The organism is Nesterenkonia sp. (assembly GCF_029265375.1).
Classification (GTDB): Bacteria; Actinomycetota; Actinomycetes; order Actinomycetales; family Micrococcaceae; genus Nesterenkonia.
Map to the genome: position 1 here is coordinate 78,581 of NZ_JAJUJJ010000004.1, position 16,988 is coordinate 95,568.

The 16,988-nt window shown below is 67.8% G+C and carries 15 protein-coding genes; 6 read left to right on the forward strand and 9 right to left on the reverse strand.

Features of this window, described 5'->3' with window-relative positions; genetic code table 11:
- Positions 1 to 69: 69 nt before the first annotated feature.
- The 6 genes from lepA to Q1K09_RS02865 all read right to left on the reverse strand — a co-directional run bounded on the left by lepA (position 70) and on the right by Q1K09_RS02865 (position 5,977).
- Positions 70 to 1,929 (reverse strand): translation elongation factor 4, encoded by a 1,860-nt coding sequence (gene lepA, locus Q1K09_RS02840; RefSeq protein WP_300343039.1) that lies wholly within the window; start codon positions 1,927 to 1,929, stop codon positions 70 to 72.
- Positions 1,930 to 2,075: 146 nt separating this feature from the next.
- On the reverse strand, positions 2,076 to 2,336 hold the full coding sequence (gene rpsT / locus Q1K09_RS02845) for a 30S ribosomal protein S20 (protein ID WP_300343040.1): 261 nt from the start codon (positions 2,334 to 2,336) through the stop codon (positions 2,076 to 2,078).
- A gap of 372 nt (positions 2,337 to 2,708) precedes the next feature.
- Positions 2,709 to 3,746, reverse strand: a complete 1,038-nt coding sequence (holA, locus tag Q1K09_RS02850) for a DNA polymerase III subunit delta (RefSeq protein ID WP_300343042.1) — start codon at positions 3,744 to 3,746, stop codon at positions 2,709 to 2,711.
- Between the two features lie 10 nt (positions 3,747 to 3,756).
- Entirely contained in the window at positions 3,757 to 4,980 is a 1,224-nt protein-coding gene (locus tag Q1K09_RS02855) for an MFS transporter (RefSeq protein ID WP_300343044.1), read from the reverse strand.
- 38 nt (positions 4,981 to 5,018) lie between these two features.
- Positions 5,019 to 5,531: a redoxin domain-containing protein gene (locus Q1K09_RS02860; protein WP_300343046.1), complete on the reverse strand. Its 513-nt coding sequence runs from the start codon at positions 5,529 to 5,531 to the stop codon at positions 5,019 to 5,021.
- A 14-nt stretch (positions 5,532 to 5,545) separates the two neighbouring features.
- Positions 5,546 to 5,977 carry a DUF3052 domain-containing protein gene (locus tag Q1K09_RS02865; protein ID WP_300343047.1) on the reverse strand — a complete coding sequence of 144 codons (432 nt, stop codon included), beginning with the start codon at positions 5,975 to 5,977 and terminating at the stop codon, positions 5,546 to 5,548.
- A 179-nt stretch (positions 5,978 to 6,156) separates the two neighbouring features.
- Here Q1K09_RS02865 and aceE point away from each other — a divergent pair, with 179 nt between their 5' ends.
- From aceE to fabF, 6 genes are all read left to right on the forward strand, one after another.
- A complete protein-coding gene (gene aceE / locus Q1K09_RS02870; RefSeq protein ID WP_300343049.1) occupies positions 6,157 to 8,883 on the forward strand; it encodes a pyruvate dehydrogenase (acetyl-transferring), homodimeric type in 2,727 nt (908 codons plus the stop codon).
- A 209-nt stretch (positions 8,884 to 9,092) separates the two neighbouring features.
- A complete protein-coding gene (locus Q1K09_RS02875) occupies positions 9,093 to 10,268 on the forward strand; it encodes a CdaR family transcriptional regulator (protein WP_300343051.1) in 1,176 nt (391 codons plus the stop codon).
- Positions 10,269 to 10,359: 91 nt separating this feature from the next.
- Positions 10,360 to 11,295: an ACP S-malonyltransferase gene (locus Q1K09_RS02880; protein WP_300343135.1), complete on the forward strand. Its 936-nt coding sequence runs from the start codon at positions 10,360 to 10,362 to the stop codon at positions 11,293 to 11,295.
- A gap of 31 nt (positions 11,296 to 11,326) precedes the next feature.
- A complete protein-coding gene (locus Q1K09_RS02885; protein WP_300343053.1) occupies positions 11,327 to 12,391 on the forward strand; it encodes a beta-ketoacyl-ACP synthase III in 1,065 nt (354 codons plus the stop codon).
- 57 nt (positions 12,392 to 12,448) lie between these two features.
- Positions 12,449 to 12,694 carry an acyl carrier protein gene (locus tag Q1K09_RS02890; protein ID WP_300343054.1) on the forward strand — a complete coding sequence of 82 codons (246 nt, stop codon included), beginning with the start codon at positions 12,449 to 12,451 and terminating at the stop codon, positions 12,692 to 12,694.
- 24 nt (positions 12,695 to 12,718) lie between these two features.
- Complete coding sequence (gene fabF, locus Q1K09_RS02895) at positions 12,719 to 13,963, forward strand: beta-ketoacyl-ACP synthase II (protein ID WP_300343056.1); 1,245 nt, start codon at positions 12,719 to 12,721, stop codon at positions 13,961 to 13,963.
- A 133-nt stretch (positions 13,964 to 14,096) separates the two neighbouring features.
- Here fabF and Q1K09_RS02900 read toward each other — a convergent pair whose 3' ends face one another.
- From Q1K09_RS02900 to Q1K09_RS02910, 3 genes are all read right to left on the reverse strand, one after another.
- Complete coding sequence (locus Q1K09_RS02900; protein ID WP_300343058.1) at positions 14,097 to 14,615, reverse strand: DUF3145 domain-containing protein; 519 nt, start codon at positions 14,613 to 14,615, stop codon at positions 14,097 to 14,099.
- Positions 14,616 to 14,724: 109 nt separating this feature from the next.
- The gene (locus Q1K09_RS02905; protein ID WP_300343059.1) at positions 14,725 to 15,663 is read right to left on the reverse strand and encodes a tyrosine recombinase XerC; all 939 of its coding nucleotides are present in this window, start codon (positions 15,661 to 15,663) and stop codon (positions 14,725 to 14,727) included.
- 28 nt (positions 15,664 to 15,691) lie between these two features.
- On the reverse strand, positions 15,692 to 16,984 hold the full coding sequence (locus tag Q1K09_RS02910; protein WP_300343061.1) for a DNA-processing protein DprA: 1,293 nt from the start codon (positions 16,982 to 16,984) through the stop codon (positions 15,692 to 15,694).
- Positions 16,985 to 16,988: the final 4 nt, after the last annotated feature.

The window sequence follows — 16,988 nt, forward strand, 5'->3', positions numbered from 1 at the left end:
CCGCGGACAGGGGTACGACGACGCCGCCGGGCCTGGGCGGGCTCAGCGGGGGGAATGGCTCGGGGCGGCTCATTTCTTCGCCTTGTCCTTGGCGTTGCCCTCCTCGGAGCTCAGCGCCGCGATGAAGGCCTCCTGCGGGACCTCCACAGTGCCGACCATCTTCATCCGCTTCTTACCCTCTTTCTGCTTCTCCAGCAGTTTGCGCTTGCGGCTGATATCGCCGCCGTAGCACTTGGAGAGGACGTCCTTGCGGATGGCGCGGATGTTTTCGCGGGCGATGATGCGTGAACCGATGGCCGCCTGGATGGGGACCTCGAACTGCTGGCGCGGGATCAGTTCCTTGAGCTTGGTGGCCATCTTCACCCCGTAGGAGTAGGCGTGGTCGCGGTGGGTGATGGCGCTGAAGGCATCGACCTTGTCGCCCTGCAGCAGGATGTCCACCTTGACCAGGTCCGCGGTCTGCTCACCGGTGCCCTGCCAGTTCAGGGAGGCGTAGCCCTTGGTGCGGGACTTCAGCTGGTCGAAGAAGTCGAACACGATCTCTGCCAGCGGCATGGTGTAGCGGATCTCCACCCGCTCCTCCGAGAGGTAGTCCATCCCGTCCATGGTGCCGCGGCGGGACTGGCACAGCTCCATGACCGCGCCGATGAACTCGGCCGGCACAATGATGGTGGCGTCCACCACCGGTTCGCGGATCTCGGCGATCTTCCCTTCGGGGAACTCGCTGGGATTGGTGACCTCGTGGGTGACCCCGGACTCGTCGGTGACGTGGTAGATCACATTCGGTGCGGTGGAGATCAGGTCCAGGTTGTACTCCTGCTCCAGTCGCTCCCGGGTGATCTCCAGGTGCAGCAGCCCCAGGAAGCCCACACGGAAGCCGAAGCCCAGCGCCGTGGAGGTCTCGGGCTCGAAGTTCAGGGCGGCATCATTGAGCTGCAGCTTCTCCAGCGCCTCACGCAGCACCGGGAAGTCGGAGCCGTCGATGGGAAACAGCCCGGAGAAGACCATGGGGCGCGGCTCCTCATAGCCGCCGATGATCTGCTCAGCCGGGCGGGACTGCGAGGTGACGGTGTCACCGACCTTCGACTGCCGCACATCCTTCACACCGGTGATCAGATACCCCACCTCGCCCACACTGAGACCCTTGGTGGCCTCCGGCTCAGGCGAGGAGACCCCGATCTCCAGCAGCTCATGGGTGGCCCCGGTGGACATCATCTGGATCTTCTCGCGGTGCGAGAGCCGGCCGTCCACCACGCGGACGAAAGTCACCACTCCGCGGTAGGTGTCATAGACCGAGTCGAAAATCATGGCCCGGGCCGGGGCCTCGGCGTCGCCCTCAGGCGGCGGAATCTCCGCCACGATGCGGTCCAGCAGCTCCTCCACGCCCTCGCCGGTCTTGCCGGAGACCCGCAGCACATCGCCGGGCTCGCAGCCGATCAGGTGAGCCAGCTCTTCGGCGTATTTGTCCGGCATGGCCGCGGGCAGGTCGATCTTGTTCAGCACCGGGATGATGGCCAGGTCATGCTCCATGGCCAGGTACAGATTCGCCAGCGTCTGCGCCTCGATCCCCTGAGCGGCGTCCACCAGCAGCAGGGCGCCCTCGCAGGCGGCCAGGGAGCGGGAGACCTCATAGCTGAAGTCCACGTGACCTGGGGTGTCGATCATGTGGAAGGCGAAGGTCTCGCCGGCGAACTCCCAGGGCATACGAACCGCCTGGGACTTGATGGTGATGCCACGCTCCCGCTCGATGTCCATCCGGTCCAGGTACTGGTCCTTCATCCGCCGCGGCTCCACCACGCCGGTGAGCTGAAGCATACGGTCAGCGAGCGTGGATTTGCCATGGTCGATATGCGCAATGATGCAGAAGTTGCGGATAGCGCTGGGATCGGTGGCGGCAGGCACCAGTGCAGTGCTGGCCTTCGGTGACACGGTGTGGCACGCCCCTTGTGGTCGGCTGAGTGGTCTGAGGTTCTATCCTACGGCGAAGGCCCCGCACCTGGTCAGTGCAGGGCCTTCGGCTGGTTCGGCGGGCGGGTTCACATCCTTGCGCGTTCCCCCGCCGCCGTCGGGATGACTCAGAGGCTCTGGACCTTGGCGGCCAGGCCGGACTTGCGGTTGGCGGCCTGGTTCTTGTGGATCACGCCCTTGGAGACGGCCTTGTCCAGCTTGCGCGCGGCCTCACGCTGTGCCGCGACGGCGGCGTCCTTATCGCCTGCGGCCACGGCGGTGCGGACCTTCTTCACCGCGGTCTTCAGCTCCGACTTCACGGCCTGGTTGCGCCGGCGGCGCTTCTCATTGGTGAGGATGCGCTTCTTCTGGGACTTGATGTTTGCCACGTGTGTTCCTTCGTCGAGTTTGTCATGACCTGCGCTGCCTGAGCCGCGCTGTCACGCGTGCGACGGGTGAAGACTTCAGTGGTGTGGGGCACCATGGCGATTCGCCGCAGGCTCTTCAGGCAGAGGGACCCATGAGCGCGCGACGCTGTTGTTCCGTCGTCAGGCAGTGCATGGCCCGCAGCGGGCCGTAGACACTAGCCCTAAATTTTAGCAGATTTCACCGGGATGAGCAGACGCCGCCGGGCACTGAAGCACAGGCACGACGGCGGCGCGCAGCGTGGGCGGGCGGCGGGAGCGCAGGGTGGGTGCGCGGCGTCGGCAGCGCGGCTCGACGACGAGCGGCGGGCGCTGCCGCGGCGGCCGCTGACAGGCTCAGCGCCCGGCAGCTGTGGCCACGGCCGCGATGGCGCGCTCGACCGCATACTCCGGAGTGCGCGAGACCCCTTTGGCCTCTGCATCTGCCTGGGCGATGGCCTCGACGGCCTCGGCGGCGGCCAGCGGGGTCCAGCGGCGAGCCGTCTCAGCGGCCTGCTTCAGCTGCCACGGCGGCAGGCTGAGCGCCGAGGCAAGCTGATCGGTCCGGCCGCGGTGATCCACCAGGGCGGCGATCTGGCGCCCCTTGCGCGCTAAGGCTGCGGTGATCGCCACAGGCGCCACTCCGGTGGCCACAGCGTGCCGGTAAAGCCTGGTGGCAGCGTCGCGGCGCCCCTCGAACGCGGCGTCGGCCACTTTGAAGGCGCTGGCCTCCACACGTCCGCCGAAGTAGCGGTCCACATGCTCGGCTGTGATCTCCCCGGGCAGGTCACGCATCAGCTGCCGGCAGGCGCCTCCCAGGTCAGAGAGCGTGGAGCCGGCTGCGGCCACCAGCGCGCGGGCGGCGTCGGGGTGGATAGTGCGGGAGGCTGCGCGGAACTCGGCGCGGACGAAGTCCAGCTTGTCGGCATCGCCTTTGACCGCTGAGCAGTCCACCACCGCTGCCCGGCCCGAACCGGCCGCCCGGGAGACGGCGTCGAGGAGCTTCTTGCCCCGGGTGCCGCCGCTGTGCCGCAGCACCAGAGTGACCTCCTCATCGGCGGCTTCTTCCAGAAACGCCATGGCGTCGTCGAGGAAAGCCTCCGACATCTGGGCCAAGTCCTCAGCCAGAATCAGCCGAGGCTCGCCGAACAGTGACGGTGAGGTCAGGGTGGTCAGCTCCCCGGTGGAAGCCTCGGCGACGTCCAGCCGCGTGTATTCGAGGTCCGGATGGTCGGCCTTGAGGGCAGATTTGATTCTGTCCAGGGCGCGGGCTGCCACATAGTCCTCGGGGCCGCGCAGCAGCACAATGCTCTTCGGCTCCACAGTGCGGAAGCTGGTGGCCTCCGCCTGCCCTGCCACCTGCCTGCCCGTGCGCCGGGTACCTCGTGCTGCCATGGTGGCCATCCTAACTGCGCAGCTGGACGCTTCGTCCGGCCAGCAGGCCCATCACCAGCTGCGCCACGGCCACCGCCAGCGCGCACAGCAGCACCGGCGTCCACGAACCGACAGCCTCGTAGAGCATTCCGGCCAGAACGGGACCGGCGGCAGCCAGCAGATAGCCGAATCCCTGGGCCATGCCGGAGAGCCGGCCGACCTGTGTGGGGCTGGATGCGCGCAGCGAAATGAAGGTCAGCCCCAGCATCAGCGACGAGCCGGAGGAGATGCCGCCGCTCAGCGCCCACAGCGGCATCAGAGCTGGGGCCAAGATCATGCCGGCCAGTGCGATGATCATGAAGCCGGCCACTGCTGCGGCGACGATCCGCTGATCACGGCTGCGCTGCAGCACCTGCCCGATCACCAGGCTCGCCACCACCCCGATGGCCTGGAAGAGCCCCAGCCAGTATCCGGCCTGAGCCTCACCGATGCCGTGGGAGGTCTGGACGGCCGGGAACCATGTCAGCAGCACGTAGAACAGGGTGGACTGCAGCCCGAAGAACAGGGTGACCTGCCAGGCCAGCGGCTGACGCAGCAGGGAGCTGGGCGCCGGCGTGCTGCTGAGCGGCACCTCGTCGGCGCCGTCGTCGCAGGGACGGCCGCGCAGCGCCCAGACCGCGGCGGCTGCCAGAGCCAGTGCTGCCGCCGAGCCGAAGGCGCCCTCCCAGCCCAGCCATTCGGCCAGTGGGACTGCTGCGGCGGAGAAGCTGGCGGCTGCGGCCACCAGGGCGGCTGTATAGACGCCGGTCATCAGCGCCACTCGGTCCGGGAAGTCACGTTTGACCACTGCTGGCACCAGAACATTGCCCACACCGATCGCCGCCGACAGCAGTGCGGTGCCGGCATACAGCGGCAGCACCGCCAGCCAGCCCTCCCCTGCCGCCTCGGAATCACCCCCGGGCAGCAGGCCCGAGGCCGAGCGCAGCAGCGTGCCGGCGGTCAGCACCAGCAGCGAGACGAAGATGGTGCGCTCCAGCCCGAAGCGGACGCCGAGCAGATGCACGAAGGGCGAGACGGCGGCGAAGGCGATGATGGGAATCGAACCCAGCAGGCCCAGCGCCGTGGGGGTCAGGCCGGTGTCGGCGCCCACCGTTTCGATGAGGGGACCCACCACTGTGATGGCCGGCCGGAGATTGGCTGCCACCACCAGAACTGTGACCAGCAGCATCAGCCGGCTCGAAGTGCGGGAGGACATCGTTGACACTCTACGGCGGCAGAGCCCCCGGGACGGAATCAGCGCTGTTCGCCGGCTGCCTCCCCCAGCGCCCGCAGGGTCCGGCTCAGGCTGCGCGGCTGGTCATCGGCAGAGACGATCACGTGCCGGACGGTGGAGTCGGCATCCAGCAGGACGCTGACCCGGTGCGGTGCGCCGCGGTCAGGGTTGAAGGCCTGGTAGCGGCGGCAGACCTCCCCGTGGGGCCAGAAGTCGCTGAGCAGGTGCAGACCCTCCAGCTCCCCCGCTGCCTGAGAGCGCAGCTCCTCGGCGTAGGCCCGCAGAGTGTGGACGGAATCGCAGCTGACCGCGGCCACCTGCGCCCCCAGCCGGCGCACCCGGTCCCAGCTGCGAACCAGCTCCCCGAGCTCGCCGCCGCAGATGCGGCTGAAGGCAAAGGGGTAGAACATCACCAGCGCCGGACCGCCCTGCAGCTGCTGCAACTCCACCTGCTCCCCGTACTGGTTGGGCACCCCTAATGCGGGCGCCGCGGCACCGCTCTCGGGGCCTTTCGGCGGGGTGAGGGCCGGCATCAGGGGGTTTAAGCCTAGGACTTGCGGTGCACCAGCCGGGTGGCGGCCCAGTTGGCGCTCACCCCGGCAGAGGAGGTCACATGCAGTCCCGCGTTGGGGGCGGCATCCTGAATCTCCACCGGCGGCACATAACCGCTGCGCCCCGAGCGCGGGGTCAGCAGCCACACCACGCCGTTGTCATCCAGTGTGGTCAGCGCATCCACCAGCGCGTCGGTGAGGTCGTCATCGCCCTCCCGGAACCACAGCAGCACGGCGTCGACAACTTCCTGCTCGTCCTCGTCGATCAGGGGCTCATCCAGCTGATCCTCCAGCGCGTCTCGCAGCCGGTCGTCGACGTCGTCGTCGACTCCGATCTCCTGCACCAGGGAGTCAGGCCGCAGGCCCAGCTCGCCGAGAAGGTTGGTCTGGTCTACCACATTGGTGGCGGCGTCGTACTTCGATTCCACACACCTAACGTTACGCGGATTCTGCAGGCCCCGGGAAGTGCAACACCGGAGCCAGCAGGTAGAGTGACGTCAGAAAACGCCCGCAGCGGAGACCCCGCGCTGGGCGCTGCCCGAATGGACTGTGTCGGCCCTGCCACCCAGGGCCCGACGAACGACCGAGAAGAAAAGGTGCCGCACCGATGAGCGCTGGTGAAGAGACCTCACATATTCGCAGTGGCCTGGTTGATCAGTTGCCGGATATGGACCCGGAGGAGACTTCTGAGTGGTTGGAGTCTTTTGACCAGTTGGTGGAGGTTCATGGCACTGAGCGGGCGGAGTACATTATTCGTACGCTGCTGCAGCGTGCTGGTGCGAAGTCCATCGGTGTGCCGATGGTGACCACTACTGATTATGTGAACACGATTCCGGCTGATCAGGAGCCGGAGTTTCCTGGTGATGAGGAGATGGAGCGCCGGTATCGGCGGATTCTGCGGTGGAATGCTGCGGTGATGGTCCACCGGGCTCAGCGTGAGGATGTGGCTGTGGGTGGTCATATCTCCTCCTATGCCGGGGTGGCCACGCTCTATGAGGTGGGGCTGAATCATTTCTTCCGCGGTCAGGATCATCCTGGTGGTGGGGATCAGGTGTTCTTCCAGGGGCACTCCTCGCCGGGGAACTATGCCCGGGCGTATTTGGAGGGCCGGCTGTCTGAGCAGCATCTGGATGGGTTCCGTCAGGAGGTGTCGAAGGCTCCGTATGGGTTGAGCTCGTATCCGCATCCGCGGCTGATGCCGGATTTCTGGCAGTTCCCCACGGTGTCGATGGGTCTGGGGCCGATGAATGCGATCTATCAGGCTCAGTTCAACCGGTATCTGCACCACCGGGGGATTAAGGACACCTCGGATCAGAACGTGTGGGCGTTTCTGGGTGATGGTGAGATGGATGAGCCGGAGTCCCGGGGTCTGCTGCATCTGGCGGCCAATGAGAAGCTGGACAATCTGCATTTTGTGATCAACTGCAATCTGCAGCGTCTGGACGGTCCGGTGCGCGGTAACGGCAAGATCGTCCAAGAGCTGGAGGCCTTCTTCCGCGGGGCTGGCTGGAACGTGATCAAGGTGCTGTGGGGCCGTGAGTGGGACCAGCTGCTGGCCAAGGATGATGACGGCGAGCTGGTGCGGATCATGAACGAGACCCTCGATGGGGACTATCAGACCTATAAGGCCGAGTCCGGCGAGTTTGTGCGGGAGCATTTCTTCGGCCGCAGCGAGAAGACCAAGGCGATGGTCGCTGATATGTCTGACGATGAGATCTGGGGGCTCAAGCGCGGCGGGCATGACTATCAGAAGGTCTATGCCGCCTATAAGGCCGCGGTGGAGACCAAGGGCAGGCCCACGGTGATCCTGGCTCAGACGATTAAGGGCTATGGGCTGGGTCCCAGCTTTGAGGGCCGCAATGCGACGCATCAGATGAAGAAGCTCACCGTGGAGGATCTCAAGCGGTTCCGCGATACTCTGCGCATCCCGATCAGTGATGAGCAGATTGAGGCTGACCCCTACCAGGTGCCCTACTACCACCCCGGTGAGGAGGCTGAGGAGATCGTCTACATGCGCCAGCGGCGTAAGGAGCTCGGCGGCCCGGTGCCGCAGCGCCGGGTGAGCGCCAATACGCTGCCGCTGCCCGGGGAGAAGGCCTATGCCGGGACCAGGAAGGGCTCGGGCAAGCAGAAGGCAGCCACCACTATGGCGTTTGTGCGGCTGCTCAAAGACCTGATGCGGGATAAGGAGTTCGGCTCCCGGATCGTGCCGATCGTGCCCGATGAGGCCCGCACCTTCGGGATGGACAGCTTCTTCCCCACCGCGAAGATCTATAACCCCAAGGGGCAGAACTACCTCTCGGTGGACCGGGAGCTGATGCTGGCCTATAAGGAATCCGCCCAGGGCCAGCTGCTGCACCCCGGGATCAATGAGGCCGGAGCGACCGCGGCGTTCACCGCCGCTGGGACCAGCTACGCCACCCATGGCGAGCCGATGGTGCCGTTCTACATCTTCTACTCGATGTTCGGGTTCCAGCGCACCGGCGACTCGTTCTGGGCAGCCGCGGACCAGATGGCCCGCGGGTTCATCATCGGTGCCACCGCCGGGCGCACCACCCTGACCGGTGAGGGCTTACAGCACGCCGATGGCCACTCCCCGCTGCTGGCCTCAACCAACCCGGCGGTCAAGCACTACGACCCGGCCTTCGGCTACGAGATCGGCCACATCATCCGTCACGGGCTCTATGAGATGTATGGAGACCACGACGGCGACCACAACCTGATGTACTACCTGACCGTCTACAACGAGCCGGTCACCCACCTGCCAGAGCCCGAAGACCTCGACGTCGAGGGGCTCATCGGCGGGATCTACCGGCTCAAGTCCGCTGAGATCGACGGCGAGAAGGTCCAGCTGCTGGCATCCGGGGTCTCAGTGCCCTGGGCCCTGGAGGCCCAGCAGATCCTGGCCGATGACTGGGGCGTAGCCGCCGATGTGTGGAGCGTGACCAGCTGGAACCAGCTGCGCCGCCAAGCCCTGGACGTCGAGCAGAGCGCGATGCTCGACCCCGGGCGGGAACCCGAAACCCCCTTCGTCACCCGCCAGCTTGAAGGCGCAGAAGGCCCGATCATCGCCACCACCGACTACACCACCGCCGTGCCGGACCAGATCCGCCAGTTCATCCCCAACGAGTTCGCCACCCTGGGCACCGACAGCTACGGATTCTCCGACACCCGCGCCGCCGCACGGCGGCACTTCAAAATCGATGCCCACTCCATGGTGGTCCGAGCCCTGCAGATGCTGGGCAAGAACAAAAAAGCCGCCCAAGCCATGGAGAAATACGACCTCACCAACCCCAACGCCGGAACCTCCGGCACCAGCGGCGGCGACGCCTAAGCTGGTTCCGCGCTGGTTCCGCGGGTGGGGAAACCCCGCCACGCTCTCGGCCGGCAAAGCCTTGCCGACCATCACACCTGAAGAGGTTCCGCGGGTGGGGAAACCCCGCCACGCTCTCGGTCGGTATGACGTCGGCCCCTGGACCGCTGAAGCGGGACGGGGGCCGACGTCGTTGTTTGTAGGGACCGCACAAAGTAATCTCTCTTCACATGAGCGTCGACACCGGCAGACTCCCTCCTGCCGTACAGGTCTCCGAGGAGGCGCTGGAGGTGCTGCGAGCGCACTCCGGACCCCTGACCACCACAGTGGGCAGGCACCTGGAGGAGCAGCTGTCCTGGTACAAGCAGCTCAGCACCGAGGAGCGCGCCTCCCTGCGGCTGATCGCCCAGCGCGGCATCCAGGGCCTGGTCAACTGGCTGCAGGACCCTGCCTCCCGGTCGCTGCCGCTGGTCAACGAGCTGCTCGGACCGGCACCGACCGATCTGATGCGCACCATCTCCCTGCAGCGGGCTCTGCAGCTGATCCGCACCATCGTGGAGACGGTCGAGCAGCGCCTGCCGGGTCTGATGCCCGATGCGGACCGGCAGCTGATGCTCGAAGCCGTGCTGCGCTACTCGCGGGAAGTGGCCTTCGCCATCGCCGATGTCTATGCCCGCGCCGCCGAATCGCGCGGAGCCTGGGACTCCCGCCTGGAGGCGCTGCTGGTGGACGCCGTGCTGCGCGGCGAGCCGCCGGAGCAGATCGCCTCCCGCGCCGCGGCCGTGGGGTGGCAGAGCCAAAGCGAGATTGTGGTGATCATCGGGCCGGCCCCTGATCAGGCCGATGCGGTGTTCATGTCTCACCTGCGCCGCCAGTGCATCAGGTTCTCCGCCGACGCGGTGGTGGGCGTCCAGGGCGACCGGCTCATCCTGCTGCTGGGCGGGGTCTCCTCGCTGCAGGAGGGTCTGGAGCGGATGCTGCCGCACTTCGGCGAGGGCGCAGTGGTCTACGGCCGTCATGAGGGCCCCATTGCGCAGGCGTCCCGCTGCGCGCAGTCGGTCTTCGCCGGCTGCTCGGCTGCACCCGCCTGGACCCGGGCACCGAAACCCGTGGCCGCCGAAGACCTGCTTCCCGAACGTGCCCTTGCCGGGGATCAGCACGCCAAGCAGGCACTGGTCGGCAGCGTCTACCGGGCGCTCGCGGAGGCCGGCCACAGCCTGCTGGAGACGGTGGAGGCCTACGTGCATGCCGGCCACTCCTTGGAGGCCACCGCGCGGGAGCTGTATGTGCACACCAACACTGTGCGGTACCGCCTGAAGCGGGTCACCGAGATCACCGGCTGGGACCCTATGGAGCCGCGGGACGCCTACGTTCTGCAGACCGCACTCGCCCTGGGACGGCTGTGATGAGATTTGTAGGGAAGCTACAACGTCCCGCGGGCGACGTGGTCACCGCCACGGGGGACGCCGGCCACCGGAAGATGGGACAGTGGAGACTGTGCTAGCGATCGTTTGCCCAGGACAGGGCTCCCAGACACCCGGACTGCTCAGCCCCTGGCTGCAGGCCGAGGGTGCCGCGGAGCTGATCGACGAATTCTCCGACGCCGCCGGAACCGACCTGCGCGTGCACGGCACAAGCTCCGATGAGGAGACCATCCGGGACACGGCGGTGGCTCAGCCCCTGATTGTGGCGGCATCGCTGCTCAGCGCCCAGGCGCTGGGGCTGAGCCCGGAGCGTGTGGCCTCGTTCGGCCCCAAGGCGCTGGTGGCGGGCCACTCGGTGGGTGAGATCCCCGCAGCGGCCCTGGCCGGAGTGATCACCCGCGCCCAGGCCGGGCGGCTGATCGGAGTCCGCGCCTCTGCGATGGCTGAGGCCGCGGCCGCAGAAGCAACCGGTATGGCCGCAGTCCTGGGCGGCAAAGAGGAGGACGTCCAGGCCGCCATCGAAGCCGCCGGACTCGCCGCCGCGAATGTGAACGCACCCGGCCAGGTGGTCGCCGCAGGATCTGAGCAGGCGCTGCAGCAGCTGGCCGAGACCCCCCCGGCCCGCGCCCGCATCGTCCCGCTGAAAGTCGCCGGGGCTTTCCACACCGACTACATGGCGGAGGCGCGCACCGCACTGGAGCAGGAGGCGGCGCAGGTTCAGCCGGCCGATCCGGGCACCGGGCTGCTCTCCAACCGCGACGGCGTCCGGGTCTCCTCCGGAGCCGAGGCGCTGAGCAGGATCGTGGATCAGGTCACCCGCCCCGTCCGCTGGGACAAGTGCATGGAGACCATGCGCGAGACTGGAGTCACCGGCATCCTGGAGCTGCTGCCCGGCGGTACTCTGGTGGGGCTGGCCAAGCGCGGCCTGCGCGGCGTCGAGTCCTTCGCCGTCACCTCCCCCGAGGATGTGGAACGCGCCGCAGAGTTCATCGACGAGCACACCCGCTGATCTGCTCCCTGACAACGAAAGGCCCACTGACGTGACAGCCGCTCCCTCCGCCCCGCTGGCCCAGACCTCCCCCGTCGCCGGGACCGCTGTGCTCGGCCTGGGCGTCCACCGGCCCGAGGTAGTGGTGGACAACGAGCAGATCTGCCAGTGGATCGACTCCTCCGATGAGTGGATCCGCCAGCGCACCGGCATCGTCACCCGTCGTCGGGCACCTGCGCACGTCTCAGTGGTGGACATGTCCTATGACGCGGCTCGCGAGGCGCTGCAGGACGCCGGTATCGACGGCAGCCAGCTGGGCGCCGTCGTCGTCTCCACGGTGACCCACCCCTACCAGACCCCTTCGGCGGCCGCTGATCTGGCGCACCGTCTCGGCGCCACTCCGGCCGCGGCCTTCGACATCTCCGCCGCCTGCGCCGGTTTCTGCTACGGCATCGGGCAGGCAGACGCGCTGGTGCGCTCCGGGGCCGCCGAGTATGTGCTGGTGGTCGGGGTGGAGAAGCTCAGCGACTTCATCGACAACCATGAACGCTCCATCTCCTTCCTGCTCGGCGACGGCGCCGGCGCTGTGGTGGTGGGCCCCTCGGAGACGCCCGGGATCTCCCCCTCGGTGCTGGGCTCCAACGGTGAGAAGTGGAGCGCAGTCTCCATGAACAACTCGCTGCTGCGACTTCGTGACGCTCTGTTCGACGCCCACACCAGCGGGGACGCCTCCCAGCTGATGGATCCCGAGCAGCGGCTGTGGCCGACGCTGCGCCAGGACGGGCAGACCGTCTTCCGCTGGGCGGTGTGGGAGATGGCCAAGGTGGCCAAGCAGGCCCTGGAGACAGCTGGGATCAGCGCTGCGGACCTAACAGCCTTCGTTCCGCATCAGGCCAATATGCGGATCATCGATGAACTGGCCAAACAGCTGAAGCTGCCCGAGACCGTGCTGATCGGACGCGACATCGTCGACTCCGGCAACACCTCGGCGGCTTCCATCCCGCTGGCGCTGCACCGGCTGCGCAGTGAGCACCCGGAGATCCGCGGCGGCTATGCTCTGCAGATCGGCTTCGGCGCGGGCCTGGTCTACGGCGCCCAGGTGATCCGGATCCCATAGGCTGGCTCCGGCGCAGATTTTGCCCATTCCCCGATCACACAACCGAAAGGAAACCCAGTGGCTGACAAGAATGAGATCCTCGCAGGCCTCGCGGAGATTGTGGAGGAGGAGACCGGCCTGGAGACCGATGAGGTCCAGCTGGACAAGTCCTTCACCGAGGACCTGGATATCGACTCCATCTCGATGATGACCATCGTGGTCAACGCCGAAGAGAAGTTCGACGTGAAGATCCCCGACGAAGAGGTCAAGAACCTCACCACCGTCGGCGACGCCGTCGACTACATCGCAAACGCTCAGGGCTGATCTCAGCCCGCCGAAAGGAGCTCCATGTCACGCCGACTCGTCATCACCGGTCTCGGTGCCACCACCCCCATCGGCGGGGACGTGCCGACCACGTGGGAGAACGCGCTGACTGGAACTTCCGGCGCGAAGACCCTTGAGTACGACTGGGTCCAGGAGTACCAGCTGCCGGTGACCTTCGCCGCCGAAGTCGCCGCTGAGCCTGCTGAGGTGCTCTCCCGCCCGGAGATCAAGCGGATGGACCGCTCCACCCAGTTCGGCGTGGTTGCCGCGCGGGAGGCTTGGGCGGATGCCGGTCTGGACGGGGCTGACCTCGACGGCGAACGGGTCGGGGTCAGCTTCGCCACCGGGATCGGCGGGGTCTGGACGCTGCTGGACTCCTGGGACACTCTGCGGAACAAGGGGCCGCGCCGGGTGCTGCCGATGACGGTGCCGATGCTGATGCCCAATGGCGCAGCCGGAGCCATCAGCCTGGACATCGGCGCCCGGGCAGGGGCTCGCACCGCGGTCTCAGCCTGCGCCTCCGGCGTGGAGGCGCTGATCATGGCCCTGGACCTGCTGCACAACGGCGATGCCGATGTGGTGCTTGCCGGAGGCACCGAGGCCGCGATCCATCCGCTGCCGCTGGCGGCCTTCGCCAATATGCAGGCGCTCTCCCGGCGGAATGACGATCCGGCTGCGGCCTCCCGTCCCTACGACGTCGACCGCGACGGTTTTGTCATGGGCGAGGGCGCCGGTGCGCTGGTCATTGAGACCGAGGAGCATGCTGCAGCCCGCGGAGCCACTGTCTACGCGGAGCTGGCCGGCGGAGGCGTGACCTCTGATGCGCATCACATCACCGCCCCGGACCCTGAGGGCCTGGGTGCTACTCGCGCGCTGCGCAAGGCGCTGGCCTCGGCCTCGGCTGCGGTCGAGGACGTCACTCACGTCAACGCGCACGCCACCTCCACCCCGGTGGGTGATATTCCGGAGTACACCGCGATGAAGGCGGCCTTCGGCGACCATCTGGAGAACATCTGCGTATCGGCCACCAAGTCCCAGACCGGGCATCTGCTGGGGGCCGCCGGCGCGGTCGAGGCGGTGCTGACGGTCAAGACCCTGGCCGACCGGAAAGCACCGGTGACGATCAACTTGGAGACTCAGGATCCGGAGATCCCGCTGGATGTGGTCACCGGTGCTCCGCGGGAGCTGGGGTCCCAGGACCAGGTGGGCATCTGCTCCAGCTTCGGGTTCGGCGGCCACAACGCGGTGGTGGCCTTTCGGACTGTGTGAGGCCCGCCCGCCTGCCGACAGAGAGCTGACGGACCTCAGACACGCTCAAGAGGGGGCACTCGCCATAATGCGGCGGGTGCCCCCTCTTGTGCGTTGTCAGCGCCGCAGGTGGAGGATTCTGCGGCGAGCCGTCTCAGCCGACGCTGCTGAGCCAGCGCACCGGCGCTCCTTCGGCGGCGTGTCGGAAGGGTTCCAGCTCCTCATCCCATGCTTCGCCCAGGGCCAGGGACAGCTCCTGGTACATCACTGTGGGGTCGCCGGCGCCCAGCTCGTAGGCGTAGCGGATGCGGTCCTCGGAGACCATGATGTTTCCGTGGGTGTCGATAGTGGCGTGGAAGATGCCCAGATCCGGAGTATGGGACCAGCGGGAGCCGTCGTGGCCGGGCGAAGGATCCTCAGTCACTTCAAAGCGCAGATGCGCCAGCCCGCGAAGCGTGGAGGCGAGTTTGGCGCCCAGGCCGGGGCTGCCGCGCCAGGTCAGTTCGGCGCGGTGGGTTCCGGGCGCGGCAGGCTGCGGCGTCCAGGCGAACTCCACACGGGAGTCCACCACTGACGACACGGCCCATTCGATGTGTGGGCAGAGCGCGGCAGGAGCCGAGTGGATGTGCAGCACACCCTGCGTCCCGGTTCCCTGGGCGATGTATTCAGCCATATCCATCCTCCACGTGTGCTTCTCGGTACGTCTTCCCCTACGTCCGATGGGCACATCTGCGTGGAAGGATGCGCTCTCATGTTAACAGGAAGCCTGTGCGTGGGCACCCTCAGGCACGCGGATGGGCTTGGCTGTAGGCCGCTGCCAGCTTCTCGGCCGAGACATGCGTGTAGATCTGGGTAGTCGCCAGCGAGCTGTGCCCGAGCATCTCTTGGACGGTGCGCAGGTCCGCGCCGCCGTCGAGCAGATGGGTTGCGGCGGTATGCCGCAGGGCATGCGGCCCCCGGGCTGAGGTGGTTCCAAGGGCGCCCAGCGCCTGATCGACCACGCGGCGCACCACCCGCACATCCACTCGGCGGCCCCGCCTGCCCAGGAAGAGCGCCTGGGCGGATTCCTCCCCCACCAGCAGCGGCCGGGCCTTTTCGCCCCACCGCTGCAGCGCCCGCTGCGCAGGGACGCCGAAAGGCACCACTCGTTCCCGGCGACCCTTGCCGAGCACCCGCAGGGTCCGGCGCTGATGGTCCACAGAGTCCTGGTTCAGACCGACCAGTTCGGAGACCCGGATGCCGGTGGCGTAGAGCACCTCCACCATGGTCTCGTCCCGCACCGCCAGAGCCCAGCTCACCTGGTCCGGATTCGCAGCGGCCTCCAATGCCTCACGGCGGGCGCTGAGTGCGGCCGTCAGCTCATCGATGTGCTGAGCCTGCAGCACATCCGGCAGTCGGCTGCCCCTGGACGCTGAGGCCAGCCGAACGGCTGGGTCCTCGGTGAGGTGGCCGCGGCGGTGTGCCCAGGCGGTGAAGGCCCGCACCGAGGCGGTCTTGCGGTTCAGGGTGCTGCGGCTGAGCCCACTGGCGTGCAGCTGGGCCAGCCAGGTGCGCAGCACGGCCAGGGTGAGCCGACGCAGCCCCCCGGCGTGGACGCTGAGTTGGGCGAGGTCGCTGGTGTAGCCGCGCACTGTGTGCGCCGAGAGTCGCCGCTGGTGCTGCAGATGCGCGGCGAACTCCTCGATCAGCGGGTCCTGGGGCGCATCGGATGAGTCGGCCATAGTCGCAGTCTAGGCCCGCGGAGGCGCCTCACGGCGCAGGCGGACGGGCTCTGCCCCACTGCCCGTTGGTCTCTGCGGCCAGTCCGCGCCGCTGCAGCCTGCTCAGCCCGCTCAGCACCTGGGGCATCGCCAGACCTGCGACCTGGGAAAGCCGTCCTGCAGTGGTCAGCCGGCGGGCAGGCAGCGCGTCGTAGATCCGCCGCTCAGCCTCCCCCAGCCCCTCCAGCGGGTCGGGATCCGACCGGTGCCGCTGCGCCGACGACTCCGGCAGCGGCAGCGGATCCTGCTCGAGGGCCGCTGCGGCCACCATCTGCATCACTTCGGCTGCGTCGGTGACCAGCTGGGCCGGCGTCTGCTGCAGCAGCCGGTGGCAGCCGGCCGAACTGGCGGAGTAGACGCTGCCGGGAACCGCTCCGACAGGCCGTCCCAGCTCCAGGGCGTGATGGGCGGTGGACAGGGCGCCGCTGCGCCACCGGGCCTCGACCACCACTACAGCGTCGGCGAGCGCGGCGATGAGCCGGTTGCGCTGCAGGAAGCGGTGCCGTGTGGGCGCGGATCCCGGAGCCATCTCGGTCAGCAGCAGCCCGTGATCGGCAATGCTGCGCAGCAGAGGCTCATTGCCTGCCGGATAGAACCGGTCCGCACCCCCGGCCAGGACGGCCACGCTGCTGGCGAATCCTGAGGTCCCCGCGGCCAAGGCTGCCCGGTGCGCGGCCGCGTCGACTCCGTAGGCCCCGCCCGAGAGGACCGCCACCTCCCGCGCCGCCAGCTGCTCCGCCAATTCAGCAGCAACCTGTCCTCCGTAGTCGCTCATCTCCCGGGCGCCGACGACAGCGATGCACCGTCCCGGCCTGGGAAGCCGGTCAGCCGCGGCAGCATAGACCTGCTGGGGATGCGTGCTGCGCCCGCTGCCGCGGCAGCGGAAGTACAGTCCCAGCGGGGCAGCTGCCTGCAGGTCATTCAGCTGCTGCGGCCAGGCGGCATCCTCCGGGATCAGCAGCCCGCCGCCGAAGTCCTCCAAAGCCGCTAGGTCCCGTGCGCCGTCGGCCTGGGCGGCGCGGGTGCGCCAGCGCTTCAGGGCATCGCGGAGTCCCGCAGTCCGCCGCAGGCCCGCTTCTGCGGCCTGCCGGGCGGCGGCCTCCTGCTCGCCCGGGCTCGGCTCCTCGCCTCCCAGGGCCAGCTGATGGGTCCGCTCCACCCCGAGGGCGGTCACCGCCGCCCACCCCATGAGGTCGCCGGGCTCCACCACACGGCACAGCTCGGAGCGCATCACCCGCAGCCTCCTCTCGGCCCACGGCGGGCTCCCGGTGCTCTGATTCATTGTG

What these genes read in the sequence shown, in the direction of transcription:
- holA (WP_300343042.1), bottom strand. Translation starts at nt 3,746, where the DNA reads ATGGCAGCACGAGGTACCCGGCGCACGGGCAGGCAGGTGGCAGGGCAG.
- Q1K09_RS02855 (WP_300343044.1), bottom strand. Translation starts at nt 4,980, where the DNA reads ATGTCCTCCCGCACTTCGAGCCGGCTGATGCTGCTGGTCACAGTTCTG.
- Q1K09_RS02860 (WP_300343046.1), bottom strand. Translation starts at nt 5,531, where the DNA reads ATGCCGGCCCTCACCCCGCCGAAAGGCCCCGAGAGCGGTGCCGCGGCG.
- aceE (WP_300343049.1), top strand. Translation starts at nt 6,157, where the DNA reads ATGAGCGCTGGTGAAGAGACCTCACATATTCGCAGTGGCCTGGTTGAT.
- Q1K09_RS02875 (WP_300343051.1), top strand. Translation starts at nt 9,093, where the DNA reads ATGAGCGTCGACACCGGCAGACTCCCTCCTGCCGTACAGGTCTCCGAG.
- fabF (WP_300343056.1), top strand. Translation starts at nt 12,719, where the DNA reads ATGTCACGCCGACTCGTCATCACCGGTCTCGGTGCCACCACCCCCATC.
- Q1K09_RS02900 (WP_300343058.1), bottom strand. Translation starts at nt 14,615, where the DNA reads ATGGCTGAATACATCGCCCAGGGAACCGGGACGCAGGGTGTGCTGCAC.
- Q1K09_RS02905 (WP_300343059.1), bottom strand. Translation starts at nt 15,663, where the DNA reads ATGGCCGACTCATCCGATGCGCCCCAGGACCCGCTGATCGAGGAGTTC.
- Q1K09_RS02910 (WP_300343061.1), bottom strand. Translation starts at nt 16,984, where the DNA reads ATGAATCAGAGCACCGGGAGCCCGCCGTGGGCCGAGAGGAGGCTGCGG.